The organism is Flavobacteriaceae bacterium GSB9, assembly GCA_022749295.1.
GTDB lineage: Bacteria > Bacteroidota > Bacteroidia > Flavobacteriales > Flavobacteriaceae > Flavisericum.
Window position 1 is genome coordinate 3,242,377 of the sequence record CP062007.1, and the last position, 24,748, is coordinate 3,267,124.

21 protein-coding genes are annotated in these 24,748 nt (G+C 37.3%); 12 read left to right on the plus strand and 9 right to left on the minus strand.

Annotated features, from left to right (window positions below; all coding sequences use genetic code 11):
• The first annotated feature begins 80 nt into the window (after nt 1–80).
• Entirely contained in the window at nt 81–500 is a 420-nt protein-coding gene (locus GSB9_02896; protein UKM66314.1) for a (4Fe-4S)-binding protein, read from the plus strand.
• A gap of 135 nt (nt 501–635) precedes the next feature.
• On the opposite strand, the gene GSB9_02897 is transcribed toward GSB9_02896, so the two are convergent.
• From GSB9_02897 to GSB9_02899, 3 genes are all read right to left on the minus strand, one after another.
• On the minus strand, nt 636–1,283 hold the full coding sequence (locus GSB9_02897) for a hypothetical protein (GenBank protein UKM66315.1): 648 nt from the start codon (nt 1,281–1,283) through the stop codon (nt 636–638).
• Nucleotides 1,284–1,442: 159 nt separating this feature from the next.
• A complete protein-coding gene (locus GSB9_02898; protein ID UKM66316.1) occupies nt 1,443–2,774 on the minus strand; it encodes a vanadium-dependent haloperoxidase in 1,332 nt (443 codons plus the stop codon).
• Between the two features lie 136 nt (nt 2,775–2,910).
• Nucleotides 2,911–3,150: a hypothetical protein gene (locus tag GSB9_02899; GenBank protein ID UKM66317.1), complete on the minus strand. Its 240-nt coding sequence runs from the start codon at nt 3,148–3,150 to the stop codon at nt 2,911–2,913.
• A 134-nt stretch (nt 3,151–3,284) separates the two neighbouring features.
• On the opposite strand from GSB9_02899, the gene GSB9_02900 reads away from it, so the two are divergent.
• From GSB9_02900 to GSB9_02905, 6 genes are all read left to right on the plus strand, one after another.
• Complete coding sequence (locus tag GSB9_02900) at nt 3,285–5,246, plus strand: peptidylprolyl isomerase (GenBank protein ID UKM66318.1); 1,962 nt, start codon at nt 3,285–3,287, stop codon at nt 5,244–5,246.
• A complete protein-coding gene (locus tag GSB9_02901; protein ID UKM66319.1) occupies nt 5,247–6,098 on the plus strand; it encodes a peptidyl-prolyl cis-trans isomerase in 852 nt (283 codons plus the stop codon).
• Nucleotides 6,061–7,518 (plus strand): peptidylprolyl isomerase, encoded by a 1,458-nt coding sequence (locus GSB9_02902; protein UKM66320.1) that lies wholly within the window; start codon nt 6,061–6,063, stop codon nt 7,516–7,518. Before GSB9_02901 ends, GSB9_02902 begins: the two co-directional genes overlap by 38 nt.
• 4 nt (nt 7,519–7,522) lie before the next feature.
• The gene (locus GSB9_02903; GenBank protein ID UKM66321.1) at nt 7,523–8,476 is read left to right on the plus strand and encodes a MoxR family ATPase; all 954 of its coding nucleotides are present in this window, start codon (nt 7,523–7,525) and stop codon (nt 8,474–8,476) included.
• Between the two features lie 302 nt (nt 8,477–8,778).
• Complete coding sequence (locus GSB9_02904; GenBank protein UKM66322.1) at nt 8,779–11,559, plus strand: bifunctional aconitate hydratase 2/2-methylisocitrate dehydratase; 2,781 nt, start codon at nt 8,779–8,781, stop codon at nt 11,557–11,559.
• Between the two features lie 139 nt (nt 11,560–11,698).
• The gene (locus GSB9_02905; protein ID UKM66323.1) at nt 11,699–13,966 is read left to right on the plus strand and encodes an aconitate hydratase; all 2,268 of its coding nucleotides are present in this window, start codon (nt 11,699–11,701) and stop codon (nt 13,964–13,966) included.
• 317 nt (nt 13,967–14,283) lie between these two features.
• Here GSB9_02905 and purB read toward each other — a convergent pair whose 3' ends face one another.
• Nucleotides 14,284–15,627 carry an adenylosuccinate lyase gene (gene purB, locus GSB9_02907; protein UKM66325.1) on the minus strand — a complete coding sequence of 448 codons (1,344 nt, stop codon included), beginning with the start codon at nt 15,625–15,627 and terminating at the stop codon, nt 14,284–14,286.
• A gap of 75 nt (nt 15,628–15,702) precedes the next feature.
• The gene (locus GSB9_02908) at nt 15,703–16,272 is read right to left on the minus strand and encodes an adenylosuccinate lyase (GenBank protein ID UKM66326.1); all 570 of its coding nucleotides are present in this window, start codon (nt 16,270–16,272) and stop codon (nt 15,703–15,705) included.
• 41 nt (nt 16,273–16,313) lie between these two features.
• Between GSB9_02908 and GSB9_02909 the strand changes: the two genes are divergently transcribed.
• The 3 genes from GSB9_02909 to GSB9_02911 all read left to right on the plus strand — a co-directional run bounded on the left by GSB9_02909 (nt 16,314) and on the right by GSB9_02911 (nt 19,073).
• Entirely contained in the window at nt 16,314–16,787 is a 474-nt protein-coding gene (locus GSB9_02909; protein UKM66327.1) for a heme-binding domain-containing protein, read from the plus strand.
• 86 nt (nt 16,788–16,873) lie between these two features.
• Nucleotides 16,874–18,112 (plus strand): glycosyltransferase family 4 protein, encoded by a 1,239-nt coding sequence (locus GSB9_02910; protein ID UKM66328.2) that lies wholly within the window; start codon nt 16,874–16,876, stop codon nt 18,110–18,112.
• A gap of 196 nt (nt 18,113–18,308) precedes the next feature.
• Nucleotides 18,309–19,073, plus strand: coding sequence for a hypothetical protein (locus GSB9_02911; GenBank protein ID UKM66329.1), 765 nt, complete (start codon nt 18,309–18,311; stop codon nt 19,071–19,073).
• 92 nt (nt 19,074–19,165) lie between these two features.
• On the opposite strand, the gene GSB9_02912 is transcribed toward GSB9_02911, so the two are convergent.
• On the minus strand, nt 19,166–19,837 hold the full coding sequence (locus tag GSB9_02912) for an NAD-dependent deacylase (GenBank protein UKM66330.1): 672 nt from the start codon (nt 19,835–19,837) through the stop codon (nt 19,166–19,168).
• A 79-nt stretch (nt 19,838–19,916) separates the two neighbouring features.
• Between GSB9_02912 and GSB9_02913 the strand changes: the two genes are divergently transcribed.
• Together GSB9_02913 and GSB9_02914 are read left to right on the plus strand one after the other, a co-directional pair.
• Entirely contained in the window at nt 19,917–20,573 is a 657-nt protein-coding gene (locus GSB9_02913; protein UKM66331.1) for an RNA methyltransferase, read from the plus strand.
• Nucleotides 20,574–20,608: 35 nt separating this feature from the next.
• Nucleotides 20,609–20,983: a VOC family protein gene (locus GSB9_02914; GenBank protein UKM66332.1), complete on the plus strand. Its 375-nt coding sequence runs from the start codon at nt 20,609–20,611 to the stop codon at nt 20,981–20,983.
• Nucleotides 20,984–21,028: 45 nt separating this feature from the next.
• Here the strand turns inward: GSB9_02914 and GSB9_02915 are convergent, their stop codons facing one another.
• The 3 genes from GSB9_02915 to GSB9_02917 form a co-directional block, all read right to left on the minus strand.
• Nucleotides 21,029–21,805 (minus strand): carboxypeptidase-like regulatory domain-containing protein, encoded by a 777-nt coding sequence (locus GSB9_02915; GenBank protein UKM66333.2) that lies wholly within the window; start codon nt 21,803–21,805, stop codon nt 21,029–21,031.
• Between the two features lie 100 nt (nt 21,806–21,905).
• Nucleotides 21,906–23,675 (minus strand): DEAD/DEAH box helicase, encoded by a 1,770-nt coding sequence (locus tag GSB9_02916; GenBank protein ID UKM66334.1) that lies wholly within the window; start codon nt 23,673–23,675, stop codon nt 21,906–21,908.
• Nucleotides 23,676–23,833: 158 nt separating this feature from the next.
• On the minus strand, nt 23,834–24,730 hold the full coding sequence (locus tag GSB9_02917) for a LysR family transcriptional regulator (GenBank protein UKM66335.1): 897 nt from the start codon (nt 24,728–24,730) through the stop codon (nt 23,834–23,836).
• Nucleotides 24,731–24,748 lie beyond the last annotated feature (18 nt).

A 24,748-nucleotide genomic window follows, 5' to 3' on the forward strand; every position in this document is an offset into this window, starting at 1 on the left:
ATTATAAAAATAGAAATGCCAACGGGAAACGGAAGAAAAATTTGCGGCATATTTCGTATATTTATTAAAAACTTTATTTGATGAAAGGAACAAAGGAATATACTAATGGCGAGGTTACTATAGTTTGGAAGCCCGAAGCCTGTATTCATTCAGGTATTTGTGTTAAAGGGTTGCCCAGGGTTTTTAGGCCCAATATGAGGCCATGGATAACCATTGATGGCGCTGAGACCGAAGATTTAATTAATCAAGTAGCACAGTGCCCATCGGGTGCGTTAAGTTATTATATAAATGCTCATGTTAAATCGGCTTCTACGGTTAATGAGGCAAAAGTGGAAGTATTAAGCAACGGACCTTTAATGGTTCATGGTACAATTAAGGTAATTAATGCGGATGGTAGTACCGAAATGAAAAATAAGACCACGGCGTTTTGTAGGTGCGGTTCATCGGGTAACAAGCCGTATTGTGATGGTAGCCATGTAAAGTCGAAATTTAAAGGGTAGGCCAGAACACGAAAAAGCGCTTCAACCAGTGGTTAAAGCGCTTTAAAATATATAGACGCATACGCGGAATAGTAGTTTTTATACTGTATATACGTTGCTTAGTTTGCTGTTGGATGTTTATAGTGTTCTGCTAGACTATTCCTTAATCACCGAAACCTCTGAAATTTTTAGGTTCCAGTCACTTTTCCCTTTTTTATGGTCTAATGCTATTTTTAGGCCGTTAAAATTTTGATAATTTTCAAAGGTGTTGGCTAAGGAAGTTTCTTTTTGGTTGCCTCTTCTGTAAATCCACTCTTTGATTGTGTAATTGTCGTTATAGAAAATATCGTATGCATCGCCAGGCGTGTAACCGCCTTTATTAGGATAGGTGATGGTGATTTTATTGAGTTGCATTTTGCTAATGGGTGCCATAGCTTTTTCAGGTGCTGAAATGTTGGCACTTTTGTCCCAAACCAACTGAAAAGGAATAAGCAGCCAAAACTTATCGTTTATAAAAGCTTGGTCGGCTTTTAGAGTGGTGCTGTCTACTTGTTTTCTGTTGTAGTTAAGCGTGTCGTTTTCAGTCATTAGGGTCACCGCATTGGTTTTAGGGTGCCAAATCCAGCTTCGTTTTTCAGCAAATGTAAATTGAATTTTAGAAACCTTGTTCCAATGTTTAAAACCATGGGCATTGGCTATTTTTTGGGCTACCGATATTTCAGGTTTGACTTCTTTGGTTTTTGGTTTTTGTTTGCAGTTTGTAAAAATAAAAACGGCTATTGCGATGAAAATGATTTTCTTCATAAGTCAGGGATATTTGACGGGGTTTAAAATTTGTCGCTTAAATAGATGGCTAATTTACATAACTTACTAAATATAAAACGAAATCCAATAAAGCAATTATGTTTTATTATTAAACACAGCTGTTACCATACTATGATAGGTATGCTTGATTTTTCAGTTTTATTTTAGTGGTTTAAGAAAATTTTTACTTGCATATTCGCCAATTTTAGTTCCCAATTTATGGCCTTCTTCTGAGTCGTACCTAAAATGAATACCTAGATAGACTCTAGACATTGCTGCTTCCAAACCTGCTTCAGAAAAACTGTTGAAAGAACGAGTGGGAGGGTTCATCTTTATTTTTTCCGAAAAAGGACCAGCTTTCTCTACCATCTCCGTTGTCATTGTAAACTTATATGTGTTTCCTCTACCTAGAGTGTTTGCGAGAACTGTCATCGCAGCTGTACTGGCAGTTCCATGGGCAGATGGGTATGAAGGAAAAGCATAGGTGTGCTGGTGTAGATTGTTCCATCCGGCATCGAGTTCGGTGTCTGGGTTTCCGTCATTATCAGCCCATCTTATTGCGGTGTAAGGCCTCCAATGATTGTAGTAAAATTTATTATCAAATACATTGACATACGCATCGTATATGGTCATATTCATTAAGGCAAATACCTTCGCAGCGTCCCATAAATTAAGTTGTTCAACGGCTACAAGGTTTCTTGCTAATCGATTGTGTGAGTTTTCAACAAAATCTTTCCACCACATAGCTAAATGTGCTTGGTCTTTTGTCCTTGTTGCGCTTTCAAAACGGCCAACCTTTTTTACCTCATTAAATGCTTTGGTATATTCATTACTGTTAATTTCAGGAGGAGGGGGAGACCTAAAAAAATTCTGTTTTGGCAGGAGAAAGGGTTTTGCTTTTGCCCAGCCCGAACCAAACACAAAGCCTTCTGGAGTGCCACTGTGCTCGCTAAACTCTGCATAAACACCAGGAGCCATTGGATGCCAGTTGTATTCGGCTTCTTCATCCCATTTGTCGTTTGAGCGTTTGTTTATTATGTAAAGGGCAGCTTTACTACCTGTTTTCTTTCCAGCTTTTTTTGCAGCTTTATCTGTTACAGTCTTTAGCCATTTGTTAAGTTCAGATTTTAGAATATCTTTTTTGTCAGGATATTGGCTGGTTGCTACTTCATATGCAGCGTAAGCAGCAGCAGCTATAGGGTCGGCTTGTGCCATTTCTCCTTTATAAGCGTAAGAAGAATACTTAGGGACAATGCTACTGAGTGCATCGTGCATAGCCGTGTGCATCATTGCAGCTGTTCTCACTCCTTTCAAGGTGAGTAGGTTGTCTTCGGCTACGGCTAGCTCCATTATTTGTTGGTTCCAAGAGGAGACTAACTTTGAATCATAATCCTTAATATTTGTCTTTTTGTTTAAACAGCTTTGAATAACAAATGAACTGAATAAGACAAAAATGAAGGTCATTTTTGAAATTTTTGATATACTTTTCATTTGTTTGCATATTTAGACTAAATTAATGAAATTTCTTGTGATTTGGAAGTAAATATGCTGTTTTATAGAGGGTTATGTTCGTGTTAAACAGGTTTTGATGAAAGTTTTTATAAAGTATAATTTGTTGAGCCAAATGTTAACCTGTGGCATAAACCTGTCCTCGGTGTGGTTTTAGGGCATCGCGAATGGGTTTCATTTGGCTTTCGTCAACCACCAAAAAGGCTATGCTGTGCATCGGGTTTAAGGCTTCAGCACCAGTTAAGGTAATGTTGAGTTTTTTGGTTTTTATATATTCCTTGAGGTGAATTTCGTGGTGCAAAGCAGTTTGGTGCCCGTTGGGTCCTCGAAAATCCCAAATCAATTTCAGTTTTCGCATGTGTAGTTTGGTTGAAACAGGTGTTAAATATAGCTTAAAATAAGCAATAACTGTTATTTTGTGTCGTTAGAAAAACAACTTGTATAATAGGTATATATTAGTATTTTTGTAACCATCCGAAAAAGAAAATATTCATGAAATTAAAAGTTGTTTTTGCGTTATTTTTTGCGTCATTGTTTTATAGTGTTAATGCACAGACCGGTAACGACGATCAAGTGCTTTTTACAGTTGACGGCGAACCTGTTTATGCATCAGAGTTTGTTAGGGTTTACAACAAAAATCTAGATTTGGTTAAGGATGAATCCCAAAAGGATGTTGACGAATATCTAAAACTCTTTACCAATTATAAGCTAAAGTTGAAGGAAGCCAAGGTACAAGGACTCCATGAAGGTGCTAGTTATTTAAGAGAGCTTAATAATTACAAGAAGCAGTTGGCCAAAACATACATGACCGATAACCAAGTAACCAATGCGTTGGTTGAGGAGGCGTACGAGCGTGTATCTCACGATGTTAATGCTAGCCATATTTTGGTGAAGGTAGATCAAAATGCATCCCCACAAGATACTTTGGCGGCTTACAACAAAATTTTCAAATTACGCGAAAGGGCATTAAAAGAAGGCTTTGAAACGGTACGGGCCCAAGTACACAATGGCCAAACGGTTTTTGGCGAAAAACTGGGCTACTTTTCGGGTTTTAGAATGGTATATAAATTTGAAAGTGCTGCTTTTAATACATCTGTAGGTGAAATATCACAGCCGTTTAGGACGCGTTTTGGTTACCATATTGTTAATGTTTTAGATAAACGCAAATCGAAAGGGGAGGTTTCCGTGGCACACATTATGGTAGTTGAAAAACCAAACGATTCGCTAGCCGATAAGGCTGAAGATAGAATACAGGAAATCTATAAAAAAGTATTGCAGGGTGAAGATTTTGGCGATTTGGCCAAGCAGTTTTCCGATGATAAAAATTCTGCAGCAAAAGGAGGAGCTTTAGCACCGTTTTCAAGCGGACAGCTAAGAGCTAAAGAATTTGAAGATGTTGCCTTTCAGTTAGAAAAGGAGGGAGACGTGTCTGAGCCTTTTAAGACCGATTTTGGATGGCACATTGTAAAATTGATTAAAAAGAAACCTGTTCCAGATTTTGAAACCTTAAAACCGGAACTGGTTAGCAAGGTAAAGCGCGATAGCCGTTCTCAATTAATTGATGAGGCCTTGGTTGATAAGCTTAAAGAGAAATATCAAATTAGTAAAAATCCTCCAGCAGGATTAAATTATTTTGTATCGATTTTAAATGACGATTATTTCAGTAGAACATGGAAATTACCTGAAGATTTAAAAGGCGAAAAACCACTTCTTAGAATTGGTGATAAGCATCTAACCTATCAACATTTTGCCAATTATTTAGAAAACCAACAGCGTAACACTACGCCAAAAATGCCTTTTGAAAAATTGGTTTCAGATAAATATGAGGCTTTCTTAAAGCAAAACCTCATTCAGTATCAAGAGGATAATTTAGAAAACGAAAATCAAGATTATGCCGATATAGTTACCGAGTACCGAGATGGTTTGTTATTGTTTGAGTTGATGGAAAGCACCATTTGGAATGCCGCTTCAACCGATACGGTAGCCATCGAAAATTATTACGAAGCTAACAAAAGCAAATACATAACACCGGTACGTCTTGATGCGGTAGTGGCTTCTTCTTCAAAACAAAAAACCTTAAAAAAGGTAGGCGAATTGTTAAAGAAAAATATGGATTTAGATCAGATAAAATCGTTGGTAAATGGTAACGACGACGTTGAGGTTATTTTTACTTCTGGAGTCATGGAAGAGGGACATCAGGCACTCCCCGAAGCGTTGGAGCTTAAAAAGGGAATTTCAAAAATATACAAACACAATGGTGCTTTCGTTATGGTTGAAATAAAAGACGTGTTACCAAAATCGGCAAAAACCTTTGAAGAGTCTAAAGGATTGGTGATTGCCGATTACCAAAACCACAAGGAAGAAAATTGGTTAAAGGAATTGTCCAAAAAGTATCCAGTAAAGCTCAATAAAGAGGTCTTGGCCAAGGTGAAAAAACAACTCAACAATCAATAGGTGCGTATTAATTTTATTGCCATAGCTGTCTTTACATTATTGTTTTCTTGCGATTTTTTAAGAAAAACAGACCCCCGTAAGCCTGTGGCCCGAGTTAACGAGAGTTATTTGTATGCAGATGATATTAAAGACTTAGTGCCCGAAGGTGCCTCAAAAGAAGATAGTACCGTTTTAGTGCAAAACTTTATTAACCGTTGGGCTACACAACAGCTATTGATGGATGGAGCCATGCTGAATTTAAGTGAAGAACAGCAGCATGCATTCAATAAATTGGTGGAGCAATATAAAAACGACCTTTACACAAAAGCTTATGTTGAGGCTTTGGTAAAAAGAAGTATCGATACTGTAATTACTATTGATGAAGCCAAAGAATATTACGATACTAACAAAGATATATTTAAATTAAATGAAGAACTCATTAAATTCAGATACATTAATGTAGACGAAAACATGATTAATTATGATGAGGTAAAAACGCGCTTTAAACGTTATAATAAAAAAGACAAGCGTATTTTAGATTCGATTTCAATTCAATTTAAATCATATTCATTTAAAGATTCTGTTTGGATAAAACTGAGCCAAGCCGTTAATAAAATACCAGCGGTAACGACAGAAAATAAGGATCAATTGTTAAAAAAATCTAATTTTATACAGCTCAAAGATTCATTAGGAGTATATTTGATGCAAATTAACGACGTGCTTTTGCGAAACGAAACAGCACCGTTAGAGTATGTTAAGCCTACAATAAATCAAATAGTGATCAATAAAAGGAAGTTGGATCTTATCAGGGAATTAGAAAAAGATATTACTAAAGATGCTATTAAAAACAATCAATTTGAAATATACAAATAACTTAAAACACTTCATATTAACCAGCTTAACTTTGTTTATGGTTCAGGCTTTTAATGCGCAGGAAATTATAGACGAAGAAAAAGAGGTGGCAGTTACCGAAACCAATACGTCGGTTTCTAATGTGCAAACAGGAAAAAAAGTGGATGGAGTAGCAGCGGTTGTGGGCGATTATATTGTTCTTGATTCTGATGTTGCCAAAGAACGAGAACAAATAAAAGCGGCGGGCGGCTCGGTAGACGGTGTAGACGATTGCCAGTTATTTGGATTGATGTTGGAAAAAAAGCTCTATGCCCATCATGCCGTTCAGGATAGTTTACCTGTTTCGGATGCTGAAATACGACAAAGTGTCGATTATCAAATCCAACAGTTTTTGCAGCAAACCAACGGCTCAATGGAGCGCCTATTGCAGTTCTATAACATGGAAGACGAAAAGACCTTTCGAAAAGAAATGTTCGAAATCAATAAGGCCAATCAGTTAGCATCAAAAATGCAGGCAAAGATTGTTTCCGAAATTGAGATTACACCAGAAGAAGTTCGAACGTTTTTTAACAAAATTCCAAAAGACGAAAGGCCAACTTTCGGTACCGAACTTAAAGTGGCACAAATTGTGGCAGAGCCTAAAGTTTCGGCTGAAGAAAATCAAAAAATTATAGACCGCTTAAAGCAATTTAAAACAGATATTGTTGAAAATGGAGCTAGTTTTCGCTCTAAAGCGGTATTGTACTCCGAAGATCCCGGGTCGGCCAGTCGTGGAGGGAAATATACCTTAAACCGTAAACAGCCCAAAATGGTGAAAGAGTTTAGAGATGTGGCCTTTTCTTTGCAAGAGGGCGAAGTGTCCGATCCTTTTAAAACAGATTATGGCTACCATATTGTCATGCTCGAAAAAATTAGAGGGCAAGAGTACGATGTGGCTCATATTCTGTTAACTCCAAAAGTATCTGACGAAGCTGTTGAAGATGCCAAAGCGCGTTTAGAAAAGGTGCGAAAACGTATTGTGGACGGTGATATATCGTTTGCCGATGCTGCTAGAGAGGCCAGCGACGAGAAAGAAACGCGAGCAGACGGTGGGCAATTGATTAATCCAACTACACAAGATTACAATTTTGAATTAACCCGTATGGATCCTGAGTTATATGCCCAAATCCAAAATCTGAAAGATAATGAAGTGAGTTTGGTGTTAAAGGAGGAAGACAGAACAGGAAAGGTTAAGTTTAAAATATTGATGGTTACCGATAGAATTGATGAGCATGAGGCCGATTATGCTCGTGATTTTCTTAAAATTAAAGAATTGGCACTAGAGGAAAAGAAAATTAGGGAAATTGAAAAGTGGCAAAAGGAAAAAATAATGGATACCTACATAAAAATTAGTGGAAAATATAGAGATTGTGAGTTTTCCAATAACTGGTTAAAAAATTAATTGTATGTCGGACGTCACTGCTATCGAGCAATTTGTTAAAAAATACAAGAGCCTTAAAGATGAAATAGCCAAAGTTATAATTGGTCAAGATGAAGTTGTAAACCAAATTCTCATTTCTATATTTTCTGGAGGGCATTCTTTGCTAATCGGTGTTCCTGGTTTGGCTAAAACCCTAATGGTGAATACCATTGCTCAAGCATTAGGTCTAGATTTTAAACGTATCCAGTTTACGCCCGATCTCATGCCAAGTGATATTTTGGGTAGTGAAATTTTAGATGAAGACCGTCATTTTAAATTTATAAAAGGTCCTATTTTTTCTAACATAATACTGGCAGACGAGATCAACAGAACACCGCCAAAAACCCAAGCAGCACTTTTGGAAGCTATGCAAGAACGAGCCGTTACAGTTGCTGGTCATCATTATAAATTAGAGTTACCGTATTTTGTGTTGGCAACACAAAACCCAATTGAGCAAGAAGGAACGTATCCGTTACCCGAAGCACAATTAGATCGTTTCATGTTTGCCATAAATTTGGAATATCCTTCTTTTAAAGAGGAGGTTGAAGTGGTTAAATCAACTACAACTGATACCCAAGTTAAAGTAAATGCATTGTTTTCAGCACAACAAATTATCGATTTCCAACATTTAATACGCCGTATTCCAGTGCCCGACAATGTCATCGAATATGCCGTTGCAATGGTGGGTAAAACCAGACCGAATTCAGATGAAGCCCCAGAATTAGTGAAAACCTACATCGATTGGGGAGCAGGACCAAGAGCATCTCAAAATTTAATACTTGCAGCCAAAACCCATGCGGCTATTAACGGTAAGTTCTCACCCGATATGGAGGATGTTCAGGCTGTTGCACCAAGCATCTTGCGGCATAGAATTATTAAGAACTACAAAGCCGAAGCCGAAGGCGTTACCGAAGAACGATTAATTAAAAGTCTGTTTTAATTCTAAGGAAACCAATTTGATTTAATAAATCGTCATTTTTTTCTCTTTTTTATTGTAAAATAACAAATCATTTTAAATAGTAATGGCACTATAATAATTTAGTATCATTAGCTAGTGTATTAGGGGGTTTATTTTTAAATCTTTGTTTTAATTTTAGTATTTTGCGACGCTTTAAAAAACACTAAAAACAAAGAAAATTATATTAAATGGGCTTATCATGCCGCTAAATAATCTGTGTCCGGTTTATTGGATGCAGGTGCTGTGGTTACTACAGAGCCTTTAAAATTGAAAAGACTTCTAATATGAACAGTTACAACGATTACATTAAGGAAATCGAAGAAAGAAAGGCTCAAGGCCTACACCCAAAACCAATAGAGAATGGAGCATTAATTTCTGAAATTATCGAGCAAATTACAGACGAAAAAAATGCCCATAGAGAAGACTCGCTTAATTTTTTTATTTACAACGTAGTACCAGGAACCACAGAGGCTGCAGGCGTAAAGGCTAAGTTTTTAAAAGAGATTATACTAGGTGAAGCTGTTGTAGAAGAAATTACACCTAGCTTTGCTTTTGACCTACTTTCCCATATGAAAGGCGGCCCTTCAATTGAAGTGCTTTTAGATTTAGCCTTAGGTAACAATCAAGCTATCTCCAAGCAAGCAGCAGAGGTTTTAAAAACCCAAGTGTTCTTGTATGAAGCAGATACTGCCCGATTAGAAGAAGCGTATAAAGCAGGTAATGCCATTGCTAAAGAATTATTGGAAAGTTATGTTAAAGCTGAGTTCTTCACCAAACTTCCTGATGTAGAAGAAAAAATTGATATTGTAACTTTTATTGCTGGAACAGGTGATATCTCTACAGACTTATTGTCTCCAGGTGCCGATGCGCACTCACGTTCAGATAGAGAGTTGCACGGACAGTGTATTTTTGAGCACAATAAGCAGATGCAACAAGAATTGACTGCATTAAAAGAGCAACACCCAGATAAGCGCGTGATGTTGATCGCTGAAAAAGGAACCATGGGCGTGGGGTCATCGAGAATGTCGGGTGTAAACAACGTAGCATTGTGGACGGGTATTCAAGCGAGTCCCTATGTGCCGTTTATTAATATTGCTCCAATCATCGCTGGTACTAACGGCATTTCACCAATTTTTTTAACTACAGTTGGTGTAACGGGAGGTATAGGTATAGACCTTAAAAACTGGGTAAAGAAATCCGATGCAGAAGGAAATACCATTATTGATGAAAACGGAGATCCGGTATTAGAGCAAAAATATTCAGTTGAAACAGGTACTGTTTTAACCATTAATACCAAGGAAAAGAAATTATATAATGGCGACCAAGAGTTAAAAGATATTTCAGCAGCACTAACGCCACAAAAAATGGAGTTTATTAAAGCTGGAGGTTCGTATGCTGTTGTTTTTGGTAAAAAATTACAAACCATCGCAGCCGGAATTTTAGGGGTTGAAATACCAACGGTTTATGCGCCTTCTAAAGAAATTTCAATAGAGGGACAAGGACTAACAGCCGTTGAAAAAATCTTCAATAAAAATGCTGTTGGAACTACACCAGGTAAAACATTACATGCTGGTTCTGATGTTCGAGTAGAAGTTAATATTGTAGGGTCTCAAGATACTACAGGTTTGATGACGTCTCAAGAGTTAGAGGCTATGGCGGCAACTGTTATTTCTCCAATTGTAGATGGTGCTTACCAATCGGGTTGCCATACCGCTTCAGTTTGGGACGATAAATCTAAAGCCAACATTCCAAAGTTGATGAAGTTTATGAACGACTTCGGGTTGATTACTGCCCGTGATCCTAAAGGTGTTTATCCGGCATTGACCGATGTAATACATAAAGTGTTAAACGATATTACAGTTAGTGATTGGGATATCATTATCGGTGGAGATTCCCACACACGGATGTCTAAAGGTGTGGCATTTGGTGCCGATTCTGGTACGGTTGCGCTTGCTTTGGCAACTGGTGAAGCCTCAATGCCAATCCCAGAGTCGGTTAAAGTAACATTCAAAGGCGAAATGCGCAGTTTCATGGATTTCCGCGATGTGGTTCATGCTACACAACAGCAAATGTTAAAGCAGTTTGGTGGTGAGAATGTTTTCCAAGGAAGAGTTATTGAGGTGCATATTGGGACTTTAACATCAGATCAAGCCTTTACTTTTACTGATTGGACAGCTGAGATGAAAGCGAAAGCTTCTATCTGTATTTCAGAAGATGAGACTTTGATTGAATCATTGGAGATTGCAAAAGGTCGTATCCAGATCATGATTGACAAAGGTATGGACAATGATAAGCAAGTACTTCAAGGGCTGGTTGATAAGGCAAACACCCGCATCCAAGAAATTAAAACGGGAATTAACCCAACATTAAAACCAGATGCAAGTGCTAAGTATTATGCCGATGTAGTTATTGATTTAGATCAAATCGCAGAACCAATGATTGCAGATCCAGATGTAAACAACGAAGATGTTTCTAAACGTTACACACATGACACTATTCGCCCATTATCGTTTTATGGAGGAACAAAGAAAGTAGACCTTGGATTTGTCGGGTCTTGCATGGTGCACAAAGGCGATATGCAGATTTTAGCGCAAATGCTTAAGAATATTGAAGCGCAAAATGGTAAAGTGGAGTTTAATGCACCATTAGTGGTTGCTCCTCCAACTTATAACATTGTAGATGAATTAAAAGAAGAAGGCGACTGGGAAGTATTACAAAAGTATTCTGGCTTTGAGTTTGATGATGAAGCGCCAAAAGATACCGCTCGTACTAAATATGAAAATATGCTTTATTTAGAGCGTCCAGGCTGTAACCTTTGTATGGGGAACCAAGAAAAGGCAGAACCGGGCGATACGGTAATGGCAACGTCAACACGTTTGTTCCAAGGTAGGGTCGTAAAAGACTCTGGCGAGAAAAAAGGCGAATCGTTGTTGTCTTCAACTCCAGTTGTTGTATTGTCAACTATTTTGGGCCGTACGCCTACTATGGAAGAATATGAGGCTGCCGTAGATGGTATTGTGTTAACCAAGTTTAAACCGTCACAAAAGCAGTTAATAAACGCTTAATTATATTAAACTAATTATAAATTAAAAGCCCAAATCGCCAGATTTGGGCTTTTATGTTTCCTATAACTGATATTTTTAGTATTTTAGTGATGAATGACAAAAGGAAAAGTTTAACGTTTAAAATAAATTGAATATACATATGGCATTTGACATTGATATGATAAAAGGTGTTTACTCTAAAATGGGCGAACGTGTAAACAAAGCAAGGGATATTGTGGGTAAACCATTAACACTATCTGAAAAGATTTTATATTCCCATCTTTGGGATGGAGAACCAACCGAGGCCTATGTAAGAGGGAAAGATTATGTAGATTTTTCACCAGACAGAATTGCTTGTCAAGATGCCACGGCACAGATGGCCTTATTGCAATTTATGCAAGCTGGTAAAGATAAGGTAGCGGTGCCAACAACAGTACATTGCGATCACTTAATACAAGCTAAAGAAGGGGCAGCAACCGATTTAAGGCACGCTAATGATGTAAGTAGCGAAGTTTTTAAATTCTTGGAATCGGTTTCTAACAAATACGGTATTGGTTTCTGGAAACCAGGAGCAGGTATTATACATCAAGTGGTTTTGGAAAACTATGCATTCCCCGGAGGCATGATGATTGGTACCGATTCGCATACCGTTAATGCTGGAGGGTTAGGAATGGTAGCTATTGGTGTTGGAGGAGCTGATGCTGTTGATGTGATGGCCGGAATGGCTTGGGAGCTTAAATTCCCAAAATTGATTGGGGTGAAATTAACTGGAAAACTTTCGGGTTGGACAGCTCCAAAAGATGTGATTTTAAAAGTAGCCGAAATACTTACGGTAAAAGGAGGAACAGGAGCCATTGTTGAATATTTTGGCCCAGGGGCAACCTCAATGTCTTGTACAGGGAAGGGAACCATTTGTAATATGGGAGCCGAAATCGGTGCTACTACTTCAACTTTTGGTTATGATGAATCTATGGAGCGCTACTTGCGTTCAACAGATAGAGAAGATGTTGCTGATGCAGCAAACACTGTTAAAGAGCACTTAACTGCAGACCCCGAGGTTTACGCTAATCCAGAACAATATTTTGATCAAGTTATTGAAATTAACCTTTCGGAATTGGGACCACTATTAAATGGGCCATTTACGCCAGATTTATCAACTGAAGTCGGTTCGGCCATGTCTGAAAAAGCAAAAGAAAACGATTGGCCAATAAAAGTAGAGTGGGGCTTGATAGGATCATGTACAAACTCATCGTACGAAGATTTATCGAGAGCATCATCCATTGCACAACAAGCCCTAGATAAAAAACTGAAAACCAAAGCAGAATTTGGAATTAATCCAGGTTCAGAACAAGTACGTTATACTGCTGAGCGTGATGGTATTTTGCAAGTTTTCGAAAAACTGGATGCCAAAATTTTTACCAATGCCTGCGGACCATGCATTGGGCAATGGGCTAGATATAAAGACCCTAAAAATGCTCCAAAAAACAGTATAGTACATTCGTTTAATAGAAACTTTGCTAAACGTGCCGATGGTAACCCCAATACCCATGCTTTTGTGGCATCGCCAGAATTAACAGCAGCTATTGCTATTGCTGGCCGATTGGATTTCAATCCACTTAAAGATAAATTAATCAATGAAGATGGAGAGGAAGTTATGTTGGATGAGCCAACAGGATGGGAATTGCCTCCAAAAGGTTTTGAGGTAAAAGATAATGGTTATTTAGCACCAGAAAAAGACGGAAGCCATGTTCAAGTGGTAGTTAAAGAAGACTCAGAACGTTTGCAGCTGTTAACGCCATTTGAACCGCTAGGAGATTCTATTACAGGTGCCAAATTATTAATTAAAGCCTTTGGTAAATGTACTACCGACCATATCTCTATGGCAGGTCCGTGGTTACGTTATAGAGGGCATTTGGATAATATAGCCAACAATACATTAATTGGTGCTGTTAATGCCTTCAACCAAAAAACTAACTTTGTAAAAAACCAATTAACAGGAGAGTACGGCGGAGTGCCAGATGTGCAGCGTGAGTACAAAAGAGCTGGAATTAAGTCTGTCGTGGTTGGCGACCATAACTACGGAGAGGGATCTTCGCGTGAGCATGCCGCCATGCAGCCAAGGCATTTAGGTGTTGCTGCTGTAATTGTAAAATCGTTTGCAAGAATACATGAAACCAACCTTAAAAAACAAGGAATGTTAGGTTTGACTTTCGATAATGAAAACGATTACGATTTAATTCAAGAAAACGATACGTTCAATTTTCTTGATTTAGATCAATTTGCTCCAGACAAGCAATTAACCTTAGAAGTTGTTCATGATGATGGTTCGAAAGACACAATTAAACTGAACCATACTTATAACAATGCTCAAATTGCTTGGTACAAAGAGGGCTCTGCGCTTAACTTAATAAAGAAGCAGAATGCTTAGGAGTTATACAGAATACTAACAATGAAAAATCCAGCCGACAGAGCTGGATTTTTTTATTATGTATTTTTAAAAAATCTATCTTAATTACAGGAAACTATTTTATTGGCTGCTTATTTTGAAACGTTGTCTTTTTGATTTTGAGTATCTCGTTCTGATTTAAAATTTGAATATAGTAGATTTAAAATAATCGCAAAAAAAGAAATGGTCATCAGTGTTAAAACGACAAAATTATCCAGTAGGTTTAATATGCCGAAAACAAAAATACCTGCGGCCATAAGTCCTGTTAAAATTAAAGATTGTTTGTCGCTTAACATAGATTAAATTCCAGTGTAATTACTAGGTGTAATACGTTTTAATTCGTCTTTTATTGTGCTTGACACCTCTAAGGTATCAATAAAATTTGAAATAGACTCTTGGTTTATTTTAGAATTGGTTCGTGTTAAACCTTTTAAAGCCTCGTAAGGGTTATGGTAACCTTCTCTTCGTAAAATGGTTTGGATGGCTTCGGCAACAACGGCCCAATTATTTTCTAAATCTTCAGCAAACTTGCTCTCGTTCAATAATAATTTATTTAAACCTTTTAAAGTAGATTTAAACCCTATAATGGTATGGCCAAAAGGAACGCCTACATTTCTTAAAACAGTACTGTCTGTTAAGTCACGTTGTAATCTTGAGATAGGCAATTTAGCAGAAAGGTGTTCAAAAACAGCGTTCGCAATGCCTAAATTTCCTTCGGAGTTTTCAAAATCAATAGGGTTTACTTTATGGGGCATAGCCGAACTTCCTACTTCACCTTTCTTGATTTTTTGTTTAAAGTAATCCATCGATACATAAGTCCATATATCTCTGTCTAAATCAATAATAATGGTGTTGATTCGTTTTAACGTGTCGTACAAAGCAGCCATGTGGTCATAATGCTCAATTTGTGTAGTTGGAAAGGAATGTTGCAAGCCCAATTTTTCCTGTACAAATTTAGTTCCGAAGGCTTTCCAATTAATATTTGGGTATGCTACGTTGTGTGCATTAAAATTACCGGTAGCCCCACCAAATTTTGCAGCACTTGGGATGTCGTTCAATAAGTTAAATTGCTCGTTAAGACGCGCTACAAAAACTTCAATTTCTTTCCCCAAGCGGGTTGGAGAAGCAGGTTGACCATGGGTTCTGGCCAACATTGATACCGAAGCCCATTCCTTTGAAAGTTCCTTTAATCGGTTTAAAACCAATAAGTATTCCGGTACATAAACGTCGTTCATCGCTTCCTTAATACTTAAAGGAATAGCGGTATTGTTAATGTCTTGAGAAGTCAATCCAAAATGGATAAACTCCTTGAACTTTGATAGGTTTAAGGCATCAAACTTTTCTTTTATAAAGTACTCAACGGCCTTAACGTCGTGGTTGGTTACACTTTCAATTTTTTTAATGGCTTGTGCATCATCTTCAGTGAAGTTTTTGTAGATGTCCCTTAAGCTATCAAAGATTGAATGGTCAACCGACTCAAGTTGTGGCAGCGGAATTTCACATAAAGCGATAAAATATTCTATTTCAACTAAAACACGGTATTTAATTAAGGCTGCTTCAGAAAAATACGGTGCTAGTTCGCTAACTTTACTTCTATATCTCCCATCAATAGGTGAGATAGCGTTGAGTGGTGATAATGACATATTTGGTTTGAATTTTAAGACTGCAAAGATAGTTTTTTTAGACGGAAGCAGGAAGTACCTAACTTGAAGTTTTTGCTATTTGTTTTTCTTTAGATTTTTTAAAATATGCCTTGCTCTGGCTTTAAACCCTGAACTTTGCATCTGGAAATCGCGTTCTAATATAAGAGCTAATTCTGGGTGTACCCAATCGTATGCTTTGCCCAACAGAAATAAAGTGTTCATAGAGTAGGCTTTGGGTGCTATTTTTTGGTCGTTTATCATATAATCGAAACAGGTTTCAATAATACGCTCTTTGTGGGCTGATGTTATCTTTTTCTTGATGTTGTTTTCTGATTTTGAGGTATAAGCTTTGGCCAGAAGTTCACATATTTTAGCCACTGGGCGCACGGCAGAATCGATATGAACCTTGCCTATGTTTGCAGTAAAGGTGTCTAAATACGGAATTATAATTTCAATGTTTTCATTGCATAAAAACTCCAAAACCCAGGCGGCACGGGCAGATGTTTTGTCGTCAACCATAAAAAGTACCTCCAAAAGTTTTGGTATTAACGTTGGGTTTGCAAGAATCAAATTGGCATAAAACAAACGCTTTTCGCGCGAATGGTCTACATAGTTTAATTCCTCGTAAAGTTGGGCTGTAGTCAAAACGATTTTGTTATTTTTATAGAAAATTAAAATTATTATAAATGAAGATAATAAAGAAAATACTATTAGCCTTGTTGGTGCTATTGGTGGTCGCTCAATTTTTTGGTCCTGAAAAAAATCAGGGAGATTTAAGTTCAGTTGAGCCGTTTTTGACTGAAACCAATCCGCCAGAAGACGTCAAACAAATCTTGAAAGAAACCTGTTACGACTGCCACAGCGATGTTACACATTACCCTTGGTATAACAATATAACGCCAGTAAACTATTGGTTGGCTGCGCATGTTAAAGATGGTAAAAAACATTTTAATGTGTCGAATTGGGTTGATAACTCCATTAAAAGAAAAGACCATAAATTTGAGGAGCTCATTGAAATGGTTGAAGAAAAAGAAATGCCACTGCCTTCATACACTTGGACGCATAGTGAAGCTAATTTAACAGATGCCCAAATAGAATCGGTGATAAATTGGGCTAAATTGGTTAGATTAAAGTATAGCATAGCTTCTGAGCCACAATAAGATCTAATACAGTCATTTATTTTCCAAATTCCTTTAGTGGTTATGCTATGTAATTTGGATTTTTTTTGAATTTAAACTTGACAAAAATTAATAATAAAACACTGTTAATCATTGGCTTTGTTTGGCCCGAGCCTAAAAGTTCGGCTGCCGGAAGCCGAATGATGCAGCTTATACACTTTTTTAGAGGGCTAAACTATCAAATAACCTTTGCCAGTGCCTGTGCAAAAAGTGATAATGCTTTTGATTTAAAGACCATTGGTGTGCATCAGACTTCAATTGATTTAAATGCTTCAACTTTTGATGTTTTTATAAAGGAATTGAATCCTGATGTCGTCCTTTTTGATAGGTTTATGGTTGAAGAGCAATTTGGGTGGCGCGTTACCGAGCAATGCCCCAATGCTCTTAAGATTTTAGACACCGAAGATTTGCATAGTTTGCGAAAAGGTCGCCAACAGGCTTTTAAAGGAGGAAGGGCTTTCGATAAAACTTATTTGTACAACGATACTGCAAAGCGCGAAATAGCTAGTATTTACCGTTGCGATTTGAGTTTGATTATTTCGGAAGCTGAAATGGAACTGCTTAAAACCGATTTTAAAATCGATGCCGATTTATTGTTGTACTTGCCTTTTATGTTGGAAAGCGTTTCTGAAGAGCAAATTAAAAATCTTCCAAAATTCAACCAAAGAAATCACTTTGTGACTATTGGGAATTTTCTGCATGAACCGAACTATAATGCCGTTCTGTATTTGAAGCAAACCATTTGGCCATTGATAAAAAACCAACTTCCTAAAGCCGAAATGCATGTTTATGGAGCTTATGCCTCACAAAAAGTGAACCAGCTGCATAACGAAAAAGAAGGTTTTTTAATAAAGGGTTTTGTTGAAGATGTAAACGAGGTTATGAAAATGGCAAGAGCTTGTTTGGCTCCAATACGTTTTGGTGCCGGATTAAAAGGCAAGCTGGTTGAAGCTATGCTAAACGGCACGCCAATTGTTACGACAAGTATTGGAGCAGAAGGCATGTTTGGCGATCTAGCTCCCAATGGGTTTATTGAAGATATTCCAGAAGAATTTGCACAAAAAGCCGTTGAATTACATCAAAACGAAGCACTTTGGGTTAATATACAGGAAAATGGCTTTAAGATTATAAATGCCCGATTTGATAAAAACGAACATCAAAAAAAGCTTTTAAGCGCTATTTTTGACACAGCTAAACAACTCCACGATAAACGACTCCACAACTTTACAGGACAAATGCTACAGCACCATACCTTGCAAAGCACTAAGTACATGAGTAAGTGGATTGAAGAAAAGAATAAACCTTGATTTTGTAAAAAATTTCAGCTACCTTCGCTTAACGCCGGAAATAAGTTATTAAAACAGACGTATATCCTTAAAGTTAAGCTCCATTATGAAAAATGATATTATTTGATATGGATGCTGGTTAATTGATAACATTAAGTTTTCTGGTGTAGACTTTAAAAAAACTATTGAATTCAGTGGAAAAAAAATTGAGTTACTGGTGACAAATTATCCTAACTCAAAGAAAATAGCTGAGCCATTTCATGATTGGATTCATAATAAAATAATTAAAGATGGCATGCTTTATTTAAGCAATAATCCTCTTCCAACGAACTCAATATATGTGATAACATTAAACGGGTATAACAATGAAGAAGCAAACGATTTTAACTATTTGTTCAGATTGTGCCTAAAACTTGTATATTATCAACCAACTTTAATTTCTAATACCGCTGAACTTATCCCTAATTTAATAACAACAAAGCCTACTTGGAATAGTTTTAAAAATGTAAGAACAGTTTCTAAAAACGAAATAAACTCGGAGACATTTAACAAGGTCATAGAGTACTTCAAAATATTAAGCAATTCAAACAAAAAGTTTTCAGCTTTGAACGAAATTTACAAGATAACTGAAATAGATGATGTCTTACTTGAATTGCTATGCCTTTACTCTTTTATTGAAGGTTTTTGGCACAATCAAAAAGGAAACTCTGATATAATTAAAAGTTTAGATTCAATGCTTAAACAAGATTATGCGCCTGGAAATGATAACAAAAAAGTTAGAGAAAAAATAAAGACCACAATTAAGAATCTAAATGGCAAGTTTAGAAACTCTAAATTAAATGACATGAGACACATACTAGCCCACGGAATATATAAGCAACATGAGGAATCTTGGAGTAAAGAACAATGGTCTACCTTAAATAAACAAAGGAACCTACTAATTGAATTAGTAATTGAATCACTAGTAAATAGAGAAAAATAACGTAGCATAACATCGTATAAAATTTATTGCTTCGGATTTTCACGTAACAAACCTTATACACACCGTTAAGCGAATCTTTCAAAAACCATCTATCAAATCAAACCCATCATCTGTCTAACCCCAACAGTAGCACTCTCAGCAATAACAGTTAAGTTTTTATGGCTATTAATATTAGGTTTAGGGTCTATAAAATAGGTGGGTGTATTCTGTGGCACGTAGTGCATCAATCCTGCTGCAGGGTAAACTTGCATTGAGGTGCCGATAATTGCCAATATATCTGCAGTTTCGCAAATATCAACCGCTGTTTCAATCATGGGGACGTCTTCTCCAAACCATACAATATGCGGTCGCAATTGGTAGCCCTTTTTACAGAAATCGCCCAATAGTAAATCGGTTTTCCATTCTTGTATATCGGTGTCATCAAACGTGCTGCGTACTTTTAAAAGCTCGCCATGTAAGTGGGTTACCGCACTACTTCCGGCACGTTCGTGCAAATCGTCTACGTTTTGGGTAATAATACTAACCTTGTATTGCTTTTCAAGCGAAGCTAAATCGACATGTGCTTGGTTGGGTTCAACTTCAAAAAGTTGCCTTCGGCGTTGGTTGTAAAAGTCTAAAACCAATTCAGGATTAGCAGCAAATCCCTGTGGGGTAGCAACTTCCATAACATCGTGGCCTTCCCATAAGCCATCAGCATCCCTAAAGGTTTTAATGCCGCTTTCGGCACTCATACCTGCGCCTGTAAGTACAACGAGGTGTTTCATAAACGTAGATGTTTTATTTGTCATTCCTGCGAAGGCAGGAATCCACACTTTTTTATTAAATTGGAAATTTAACCAAAATATGACAGATATAAAACTCATCGATTACCTTGAAGGCTATTTAACAGATAGCAGGCGCGAACGCTTTAGACAAGTTTTATCGCAGCGCACCAAGCATTTTACAGTGGCTACCGAAGATGTTTACCAACTGCACAATACTAGTGCTGTTATTCGAAGTTGTGATGTGTTTGGCATTCAGGAAGTCAATATTATAGAAGAACAAAATACGAAACGTATAGATAGAGAAATAGCCATGGGCGCGCAAAAATGGGTGGATTTAAATCGGTACCATTCCGTAAAAAGTTGTATGACCGATTTAAAGAAAAAAGGCTATCAAATAGTCGCTACTACGCCGCACACCAACGATTGTGTGTTGCACGAATTTGACGTGACCAAAAAGTCCTGCTTTTTCTTTGGACGTGAAACTGAAGGCTTATCGCAGGACGTTTTGGATGAAGCTGACTGCTTTCTAAAAATACCTATGGTTGGATTTACTGAAAGTTTGAACATTTCGGTTTCGGCAGCTATTATTTTACAGCATGTTACCACAAAACTAAAACAGACCAATATTAAATGGCAATTAACCGAAAGTGAACTACTTGAAAAACGTTTGGATTGGTGCAAAAAGACAATTAAGAGTTATGAAGAGATTGTAGAAAGGTATAAAAGCCAACAATAATTCGTATTTTATTCTTCAACTAAAAAACATTCAAAATGAAACACAATATGGTAGGTTGGTTCGAGATTCCAGTGAGCGACATGGATCGGGCCAAAGCATTTTACGAAACCGTTTTTAAGGTTAAAATCGATATACACGATTTTGGTGGGATGCTTATGGGGTGGTTCCCGTTTAGTGAGGGTAAGGAAGGTGCTGCCGGAACACTGATAAAACAAGAAAGCTACATTCCTAGCCAAGAAGGCACTTTGGTTTATTTTATGAGTGACGATGTGCAGATTGAGTTGGACCGCATTGTAGCCGCTGGTGGAAAAATTTACCAACCTAAAACACAAATTTCTCCTGAACATGGTTTTATGGCAGCTTTTATAGATACCGAAGGTAATAGAGTAGCATTACATTCCAATAAATAAAAAAGGAACCCGTTTAGGATTCCTTATAAATATAATTTTTGATTCTTAAAGCCTTTTGCTTCGGTTTCGACTCAACAGTTTGTATTCTTCATAGCATCCACTAATGGCGTCGAGTATTTGCAGGTCGTTGGCCGTTTTTATAAAGCCTTCAGAGTAATTACACTGGCTTACAATTTCATCTAAATCCACACGGTTTACGTTTAACAACACCATAAGCATTTCCCGGTCAAAACGTGAAGCTAATAAATTCCTGATTTCATCATCCTCTTTCATCTTTTTAAGCTTACGAAGCTCATTAGGCTTTTTGCCAAACATACGGTGCAGGAAATCGGCCGGATTGAAAAGAGAACCAATAACTTTGGTCAAACCAGATTTTTTGCTGGCTTCATAACCGGTGCCTTCCAAACCAGAAATGCTATATCTGTAATTTTTGTTAGGTTCCGGCACTTGCTCAATATCAACTTCCAAATATCCGGTTAACCTTAATTGGTTTACAACAACCTCTTCTAACGCCAAAGCTAACTCGGTTAACTCAATTTTAGAGCTCCCAAACTTTAACCAATCATTGGTTACGCGCACTTTTATAGATTTAAACCCTAAATATGAAAAGTGGAGTGTATCGTTGGCTTTTGCAGAAATTTTAAACTCACCTTTGCTGTTGGTAGTTGTTCCAATAACTTGGTTTAGGTTAACAATATTTACATTTTCCAATGGTTTATCATCGGAAGCATTAATAACAATACCCAATACTTTATCGGTCTCCTGAGCCAAACCTATAGTAGTAACCAATAACATTACAAAAAGTATAAAGTAGTGCTTCATGATGTGGTAAAACGCTAATTTAAGCATAAAAGTACTAAAGAAAATATTTGCAGTGCTTTTCTATCTGTTTTTTGACTTAAGATTAACAAATAGGTTTAATTCATCTTCTCGAGCGTCGTGGTCTTGAAACTGCAAAATCATTGCCGCCTGAGCGTCTTGATTTTGATTTGCCTTCAGAGCGTCGCTTTCCGTTTTTATTTCCAAACGATTTTTCACCACCGCGTCGTTTTCCTCCTTTTTTTCCATTGCGTCGTTTTCCGCCACCGCCGCCTCGGTTTTCAGAAACTTCAACGTTTACAAAACGACCGTCGTGCTTAAAGTCTGTAAAGTGGGCCAAAACTTTATCTTTCAGTTCGTTTTCGGTGTTGAAAAACGAAAAACTATCTTTAGTTTCTACTTTAAAAACATCGTCGCGTCCTAAATCAAGTTGCTCTTTTAAAAAGTCTTTTAGCGACATCCAATCGAAACCGTCTTTTCCGCCAACATTAATAAAATATCGAGTTGAATCATTTTTAGCATCTTGGCGTTCGCTATCGCTGGTGCTTGCCGAAATATTTAAATCCTTGGCCTTATTGTAATAGTTGAAGAATCGCGTAAACTCTACCGAGAATAGCTTTTTGATTAATTCATCTTTAGACGTGTCTTCAAACAATTCGTTGATACTGGACAAATATTTGTCTATTTCGTGGTTTATTTCAGTATTGTGGATTTTGTTAGCGAGCGACATGAGTTGTACTTCACAAATTTCCATGCCGTTGGGGATGTCTTTTTTCTCAAACTGACGTTTAATAATGCGCTCTATACTTTTTATTTTTCGAACCTCACTTTTTGAAACAATAACCATAGAAACGCCTGTTTTTCCTGCACGGCCCGTACGACCAGAACGGTGGGTATAGGTTTCAATCTCGTCTGGCAATTGATAGTTTATTACGTGGGTTACATCATCAACATCAATACCGCGGGCAGCTACATCGGTAGCCACCAACATTTGTATTTGTTTTTTACGGAAGGCGTTCATCACCAAATCACGTTGGTTTTGACTAAGGTCGCCGTGTAATGCACCTGCGTTGTAACCATCTTCAATGAGTTTTTCGGCTACTTTTTGGGTGTCGCGTTTGGTTCTACAAAATACAACCGAAAAAATATCGGGATTGGCATCGGCCAATCGTTTTAAGGCTTGGTAACGGTCTCTGGCATTTACCAAATAGTATTCGTGCGAAACATTTGTGGTACTTTCATTTTTGTTTCCAACGGTTATTTCGTTGGGTTTATGCATAAAATTTTTGGCAATCGCCGCCACTTCTTTAGGCATAGTGGCCGAAAATAACCATGTGCTTTTATCTTCGGGAGTATACGATAAAATATCAGTGATATCTTCTTTAAAGCCCATGTTCAGCATTTCGTCGGCTTCATCTAAAACAGAATATTCAATTTTTGTGATGTCAACCAAACGGCGGCTAATCATATCCTTCATTCTTCCAGGGGTAGCCACAATAATCTGTGCACCGCGTTTTATTTCGCGGGCCTGTTCCGTAATGCTTGAACCACCATAAACAGCAACAACGTTTAAACCTCTGCAGTACTTACCGTAAAGTTTCATTTCGTTGGCTATTTGTAAACAAAGCTCGCGCGTTGGTGATAAAATTAAACCTTGCGTGGTTCGACTGTTGATATCTATTTTTTGAAGCATAGGGAAACCAAAAGCAGCAGTTTTACCGGTTCCGGTTTGTGCCAAGGCTACCAAATCGTCTTCAGAATTTAATAATACCGGAATAGCTTTTTGTTGTACTTCGCTGGGGGTTTCAAAGCCTAAATCGTTGATGGCTTGCAATAGATTGTCATTAAGACCTAAATCTTGGAATGTGCTCATTTTAATATAAGTATTCGATTATGTTATGCAGTGTTACATAAGAAGAGAATCGACATACTTAAACCTAAACTTCCAGTAACACATCCTCACCCTGAGGAATTTAACTCAACTCTTTTGAGTTTCAGTCGGCAAAGATAGTCTTTTATTTGTCAATTAAGCTATTTTATGATTTTGTTGTGAATTAAGCGAAGTGCTTGGTTCAAAATAGGGTTTCGGTTATTGGTGTTCCAAACTACGGAAAGTACTGTGCGCTGGCGAATTCTGTTGAGTTCTATAAATTTAATTTTAGGATTGTTTTCGTCTATTAATGATTTTGGAACGATGGAAGTACCAAAATTGTTCTCAACTAATTTGTAAATGGAACCAGCGTGGATAGTGTTGTGGTATATTAAGGGGCTAAATCCACTATCATCAAAAATTTCCATAACCTTGTCGTAGTAAGAAGCGCTATATTCCGAATCGAACAGGATAAAATGTTCGTTTTTGAGCTGAATCATGCTTTTAAAGTTCGAAGCGTCTATAGGATGGTTTTTAGGTAGCACTAAGCAAAAAGGTTCTTTTAAAACGGGTTTGATGTCCAACCCTCTGGGAACGCGTTCCAAACGAATAAATCCAATATCGATATTTTGATTTAATAAACTTTCAATTTGACGGTTGTTGTCCATTTCCTTTAAACTGAACATAATATTTGGGTGGTTTTGCGTAAACTTTAAAAGTAAATAGGGTATAATGTGTTGCATGGCAGAGCCCACATAGCCGAAGTTGAGTTTTCCATCTTTGCCGTCTTCCAATAGTTTGGCGTGGTTTAAAATGGTGTTAAGGCTGTTTAGGTTTTTTGTTAACTCAGTTTTTAGGTATTCTCCGGCTGGTGTTAAAAGTACTTGGCGATTGTGCCGGTTAAAAAGTGTTATGCCTAAAAAATTTTCCATATCTTTTATTTGCCGGCTAAGTCCTGGTTGCGAGATAAACAGCTTTTCGGCAGCTTTTCTAAAGTGTAATTCGTCGGCTACAGCCAAAAAATATTTAATATGTCTTAATTCTAATTGATAATTCATAACTATTAATAAGTGAAT

Coding starts and splice junctions, on each gene's coding strand:
- GSB9_02916 (UKM66334.1), bottom strand. CDS start 23,675: ATGAGCACATTCCAAGATTTAGGTCTTAATGACAATCTATTGCAAGCC.
- GSB9_02902 (UKM66320.1), top strand. CDS start 6,061: ATGCTATTAAAAACAATCAATTTGAAATATACAAATAACTTAAAACAC.
- GSB9_02914 (UKM66332.1), top strand. CDS start 20,609: ATGAAACACAATATGGTAGGTTGGTTCGAGATTCCAGTGAGCGACATG.
- GSB9_02904 (UKM66322.1), top strand. CDS start 8,779: ATGAACAGTTACAACGATTACATTAAGGAAATCGAAGAAAGAAAGGCT.
- GSB9_02898 (UKM66316.1), bottom strand. CDS start 2,774: ATGAAAAGTATATCAAAAATTTCAAAAATGACCTTCATTTTTGTCTTA.
- GSB9_02903 (UKM66321.1), top strand. CDS start 7,523: ATGTCGGACGTCACTGCTATCGAGCAATTTGTTAAAAAATACAAGAGC.
- GSB9_02915 (UKM66333.2), bottom strand. CDS start 21,805: ATGAAGCACTACTTTATACTTTTTGTAATGTTATTGGTTACTACTATA.
- GSB9_02899 (UKM66317.1), bottom strand. CDS start 3,150: ATGCGAAAACTGAAATTGATTTGGGATTTTCGAGGACCCAACGGGCAC.
- GSB9_02900 (UKM66318.1), top strand. CDS start 3,285: ATGAAATTAAAAGTTGTTTTTGCGTTATTTTTTGCGTCATTGTTTTAT.
- GSB9_02909 (UKM66327.1), top strand. CDS start 16,314: ATGAAGATAATAAAGAAAATACTATTAGCCTTGTTGGTGCTATTGGTG.
- GSB9_02897 (UKM66315.1), bottom strand. CDS start 1,283: ATGAAGAAAATCATTTTCATCGCAATAGCCGTTTTTATTTTTACAAAC.
- purB (UKM66325.1), bottom strand. CDS start 15,627: ATGTCATTATCACCACTCAACGCTATCTCACCTATTGATGGGAGATAT.
- GSB9_02912 (UKM66330.1), bottom strand. CDS start 19,837: ATGAAACACCTCGTTGTACTTACAGGCGCAGGTATGAGTGCCGAAAGC.
- GSB9_02896 (UKM66314.1), top strand. CDS start 81: ATGAAAGGAACAAAGGAATATACTAATGGCGAGGTTACTATAGTTTGG.
- GSB9_02905 (UKM66323.1), top strand. CDS start 11,699: ATGGCATTTGACATTGATATGATAAAAGGTGTTTACTCTAAAATGGGC.
- GSB9_02913 (UKM66331.1), top strand. CDS start 19,917: ATGACAGATATAAAACTCATCGATTACCTTGAAGGCTATTTAACAGAT.
- GSB9_02917 (UKM66335.1), bottom strand. CDS start 24,730: ATGAATTATCAATTAGAATTAAGACATATTAAATATTTTTTGGCTGTA.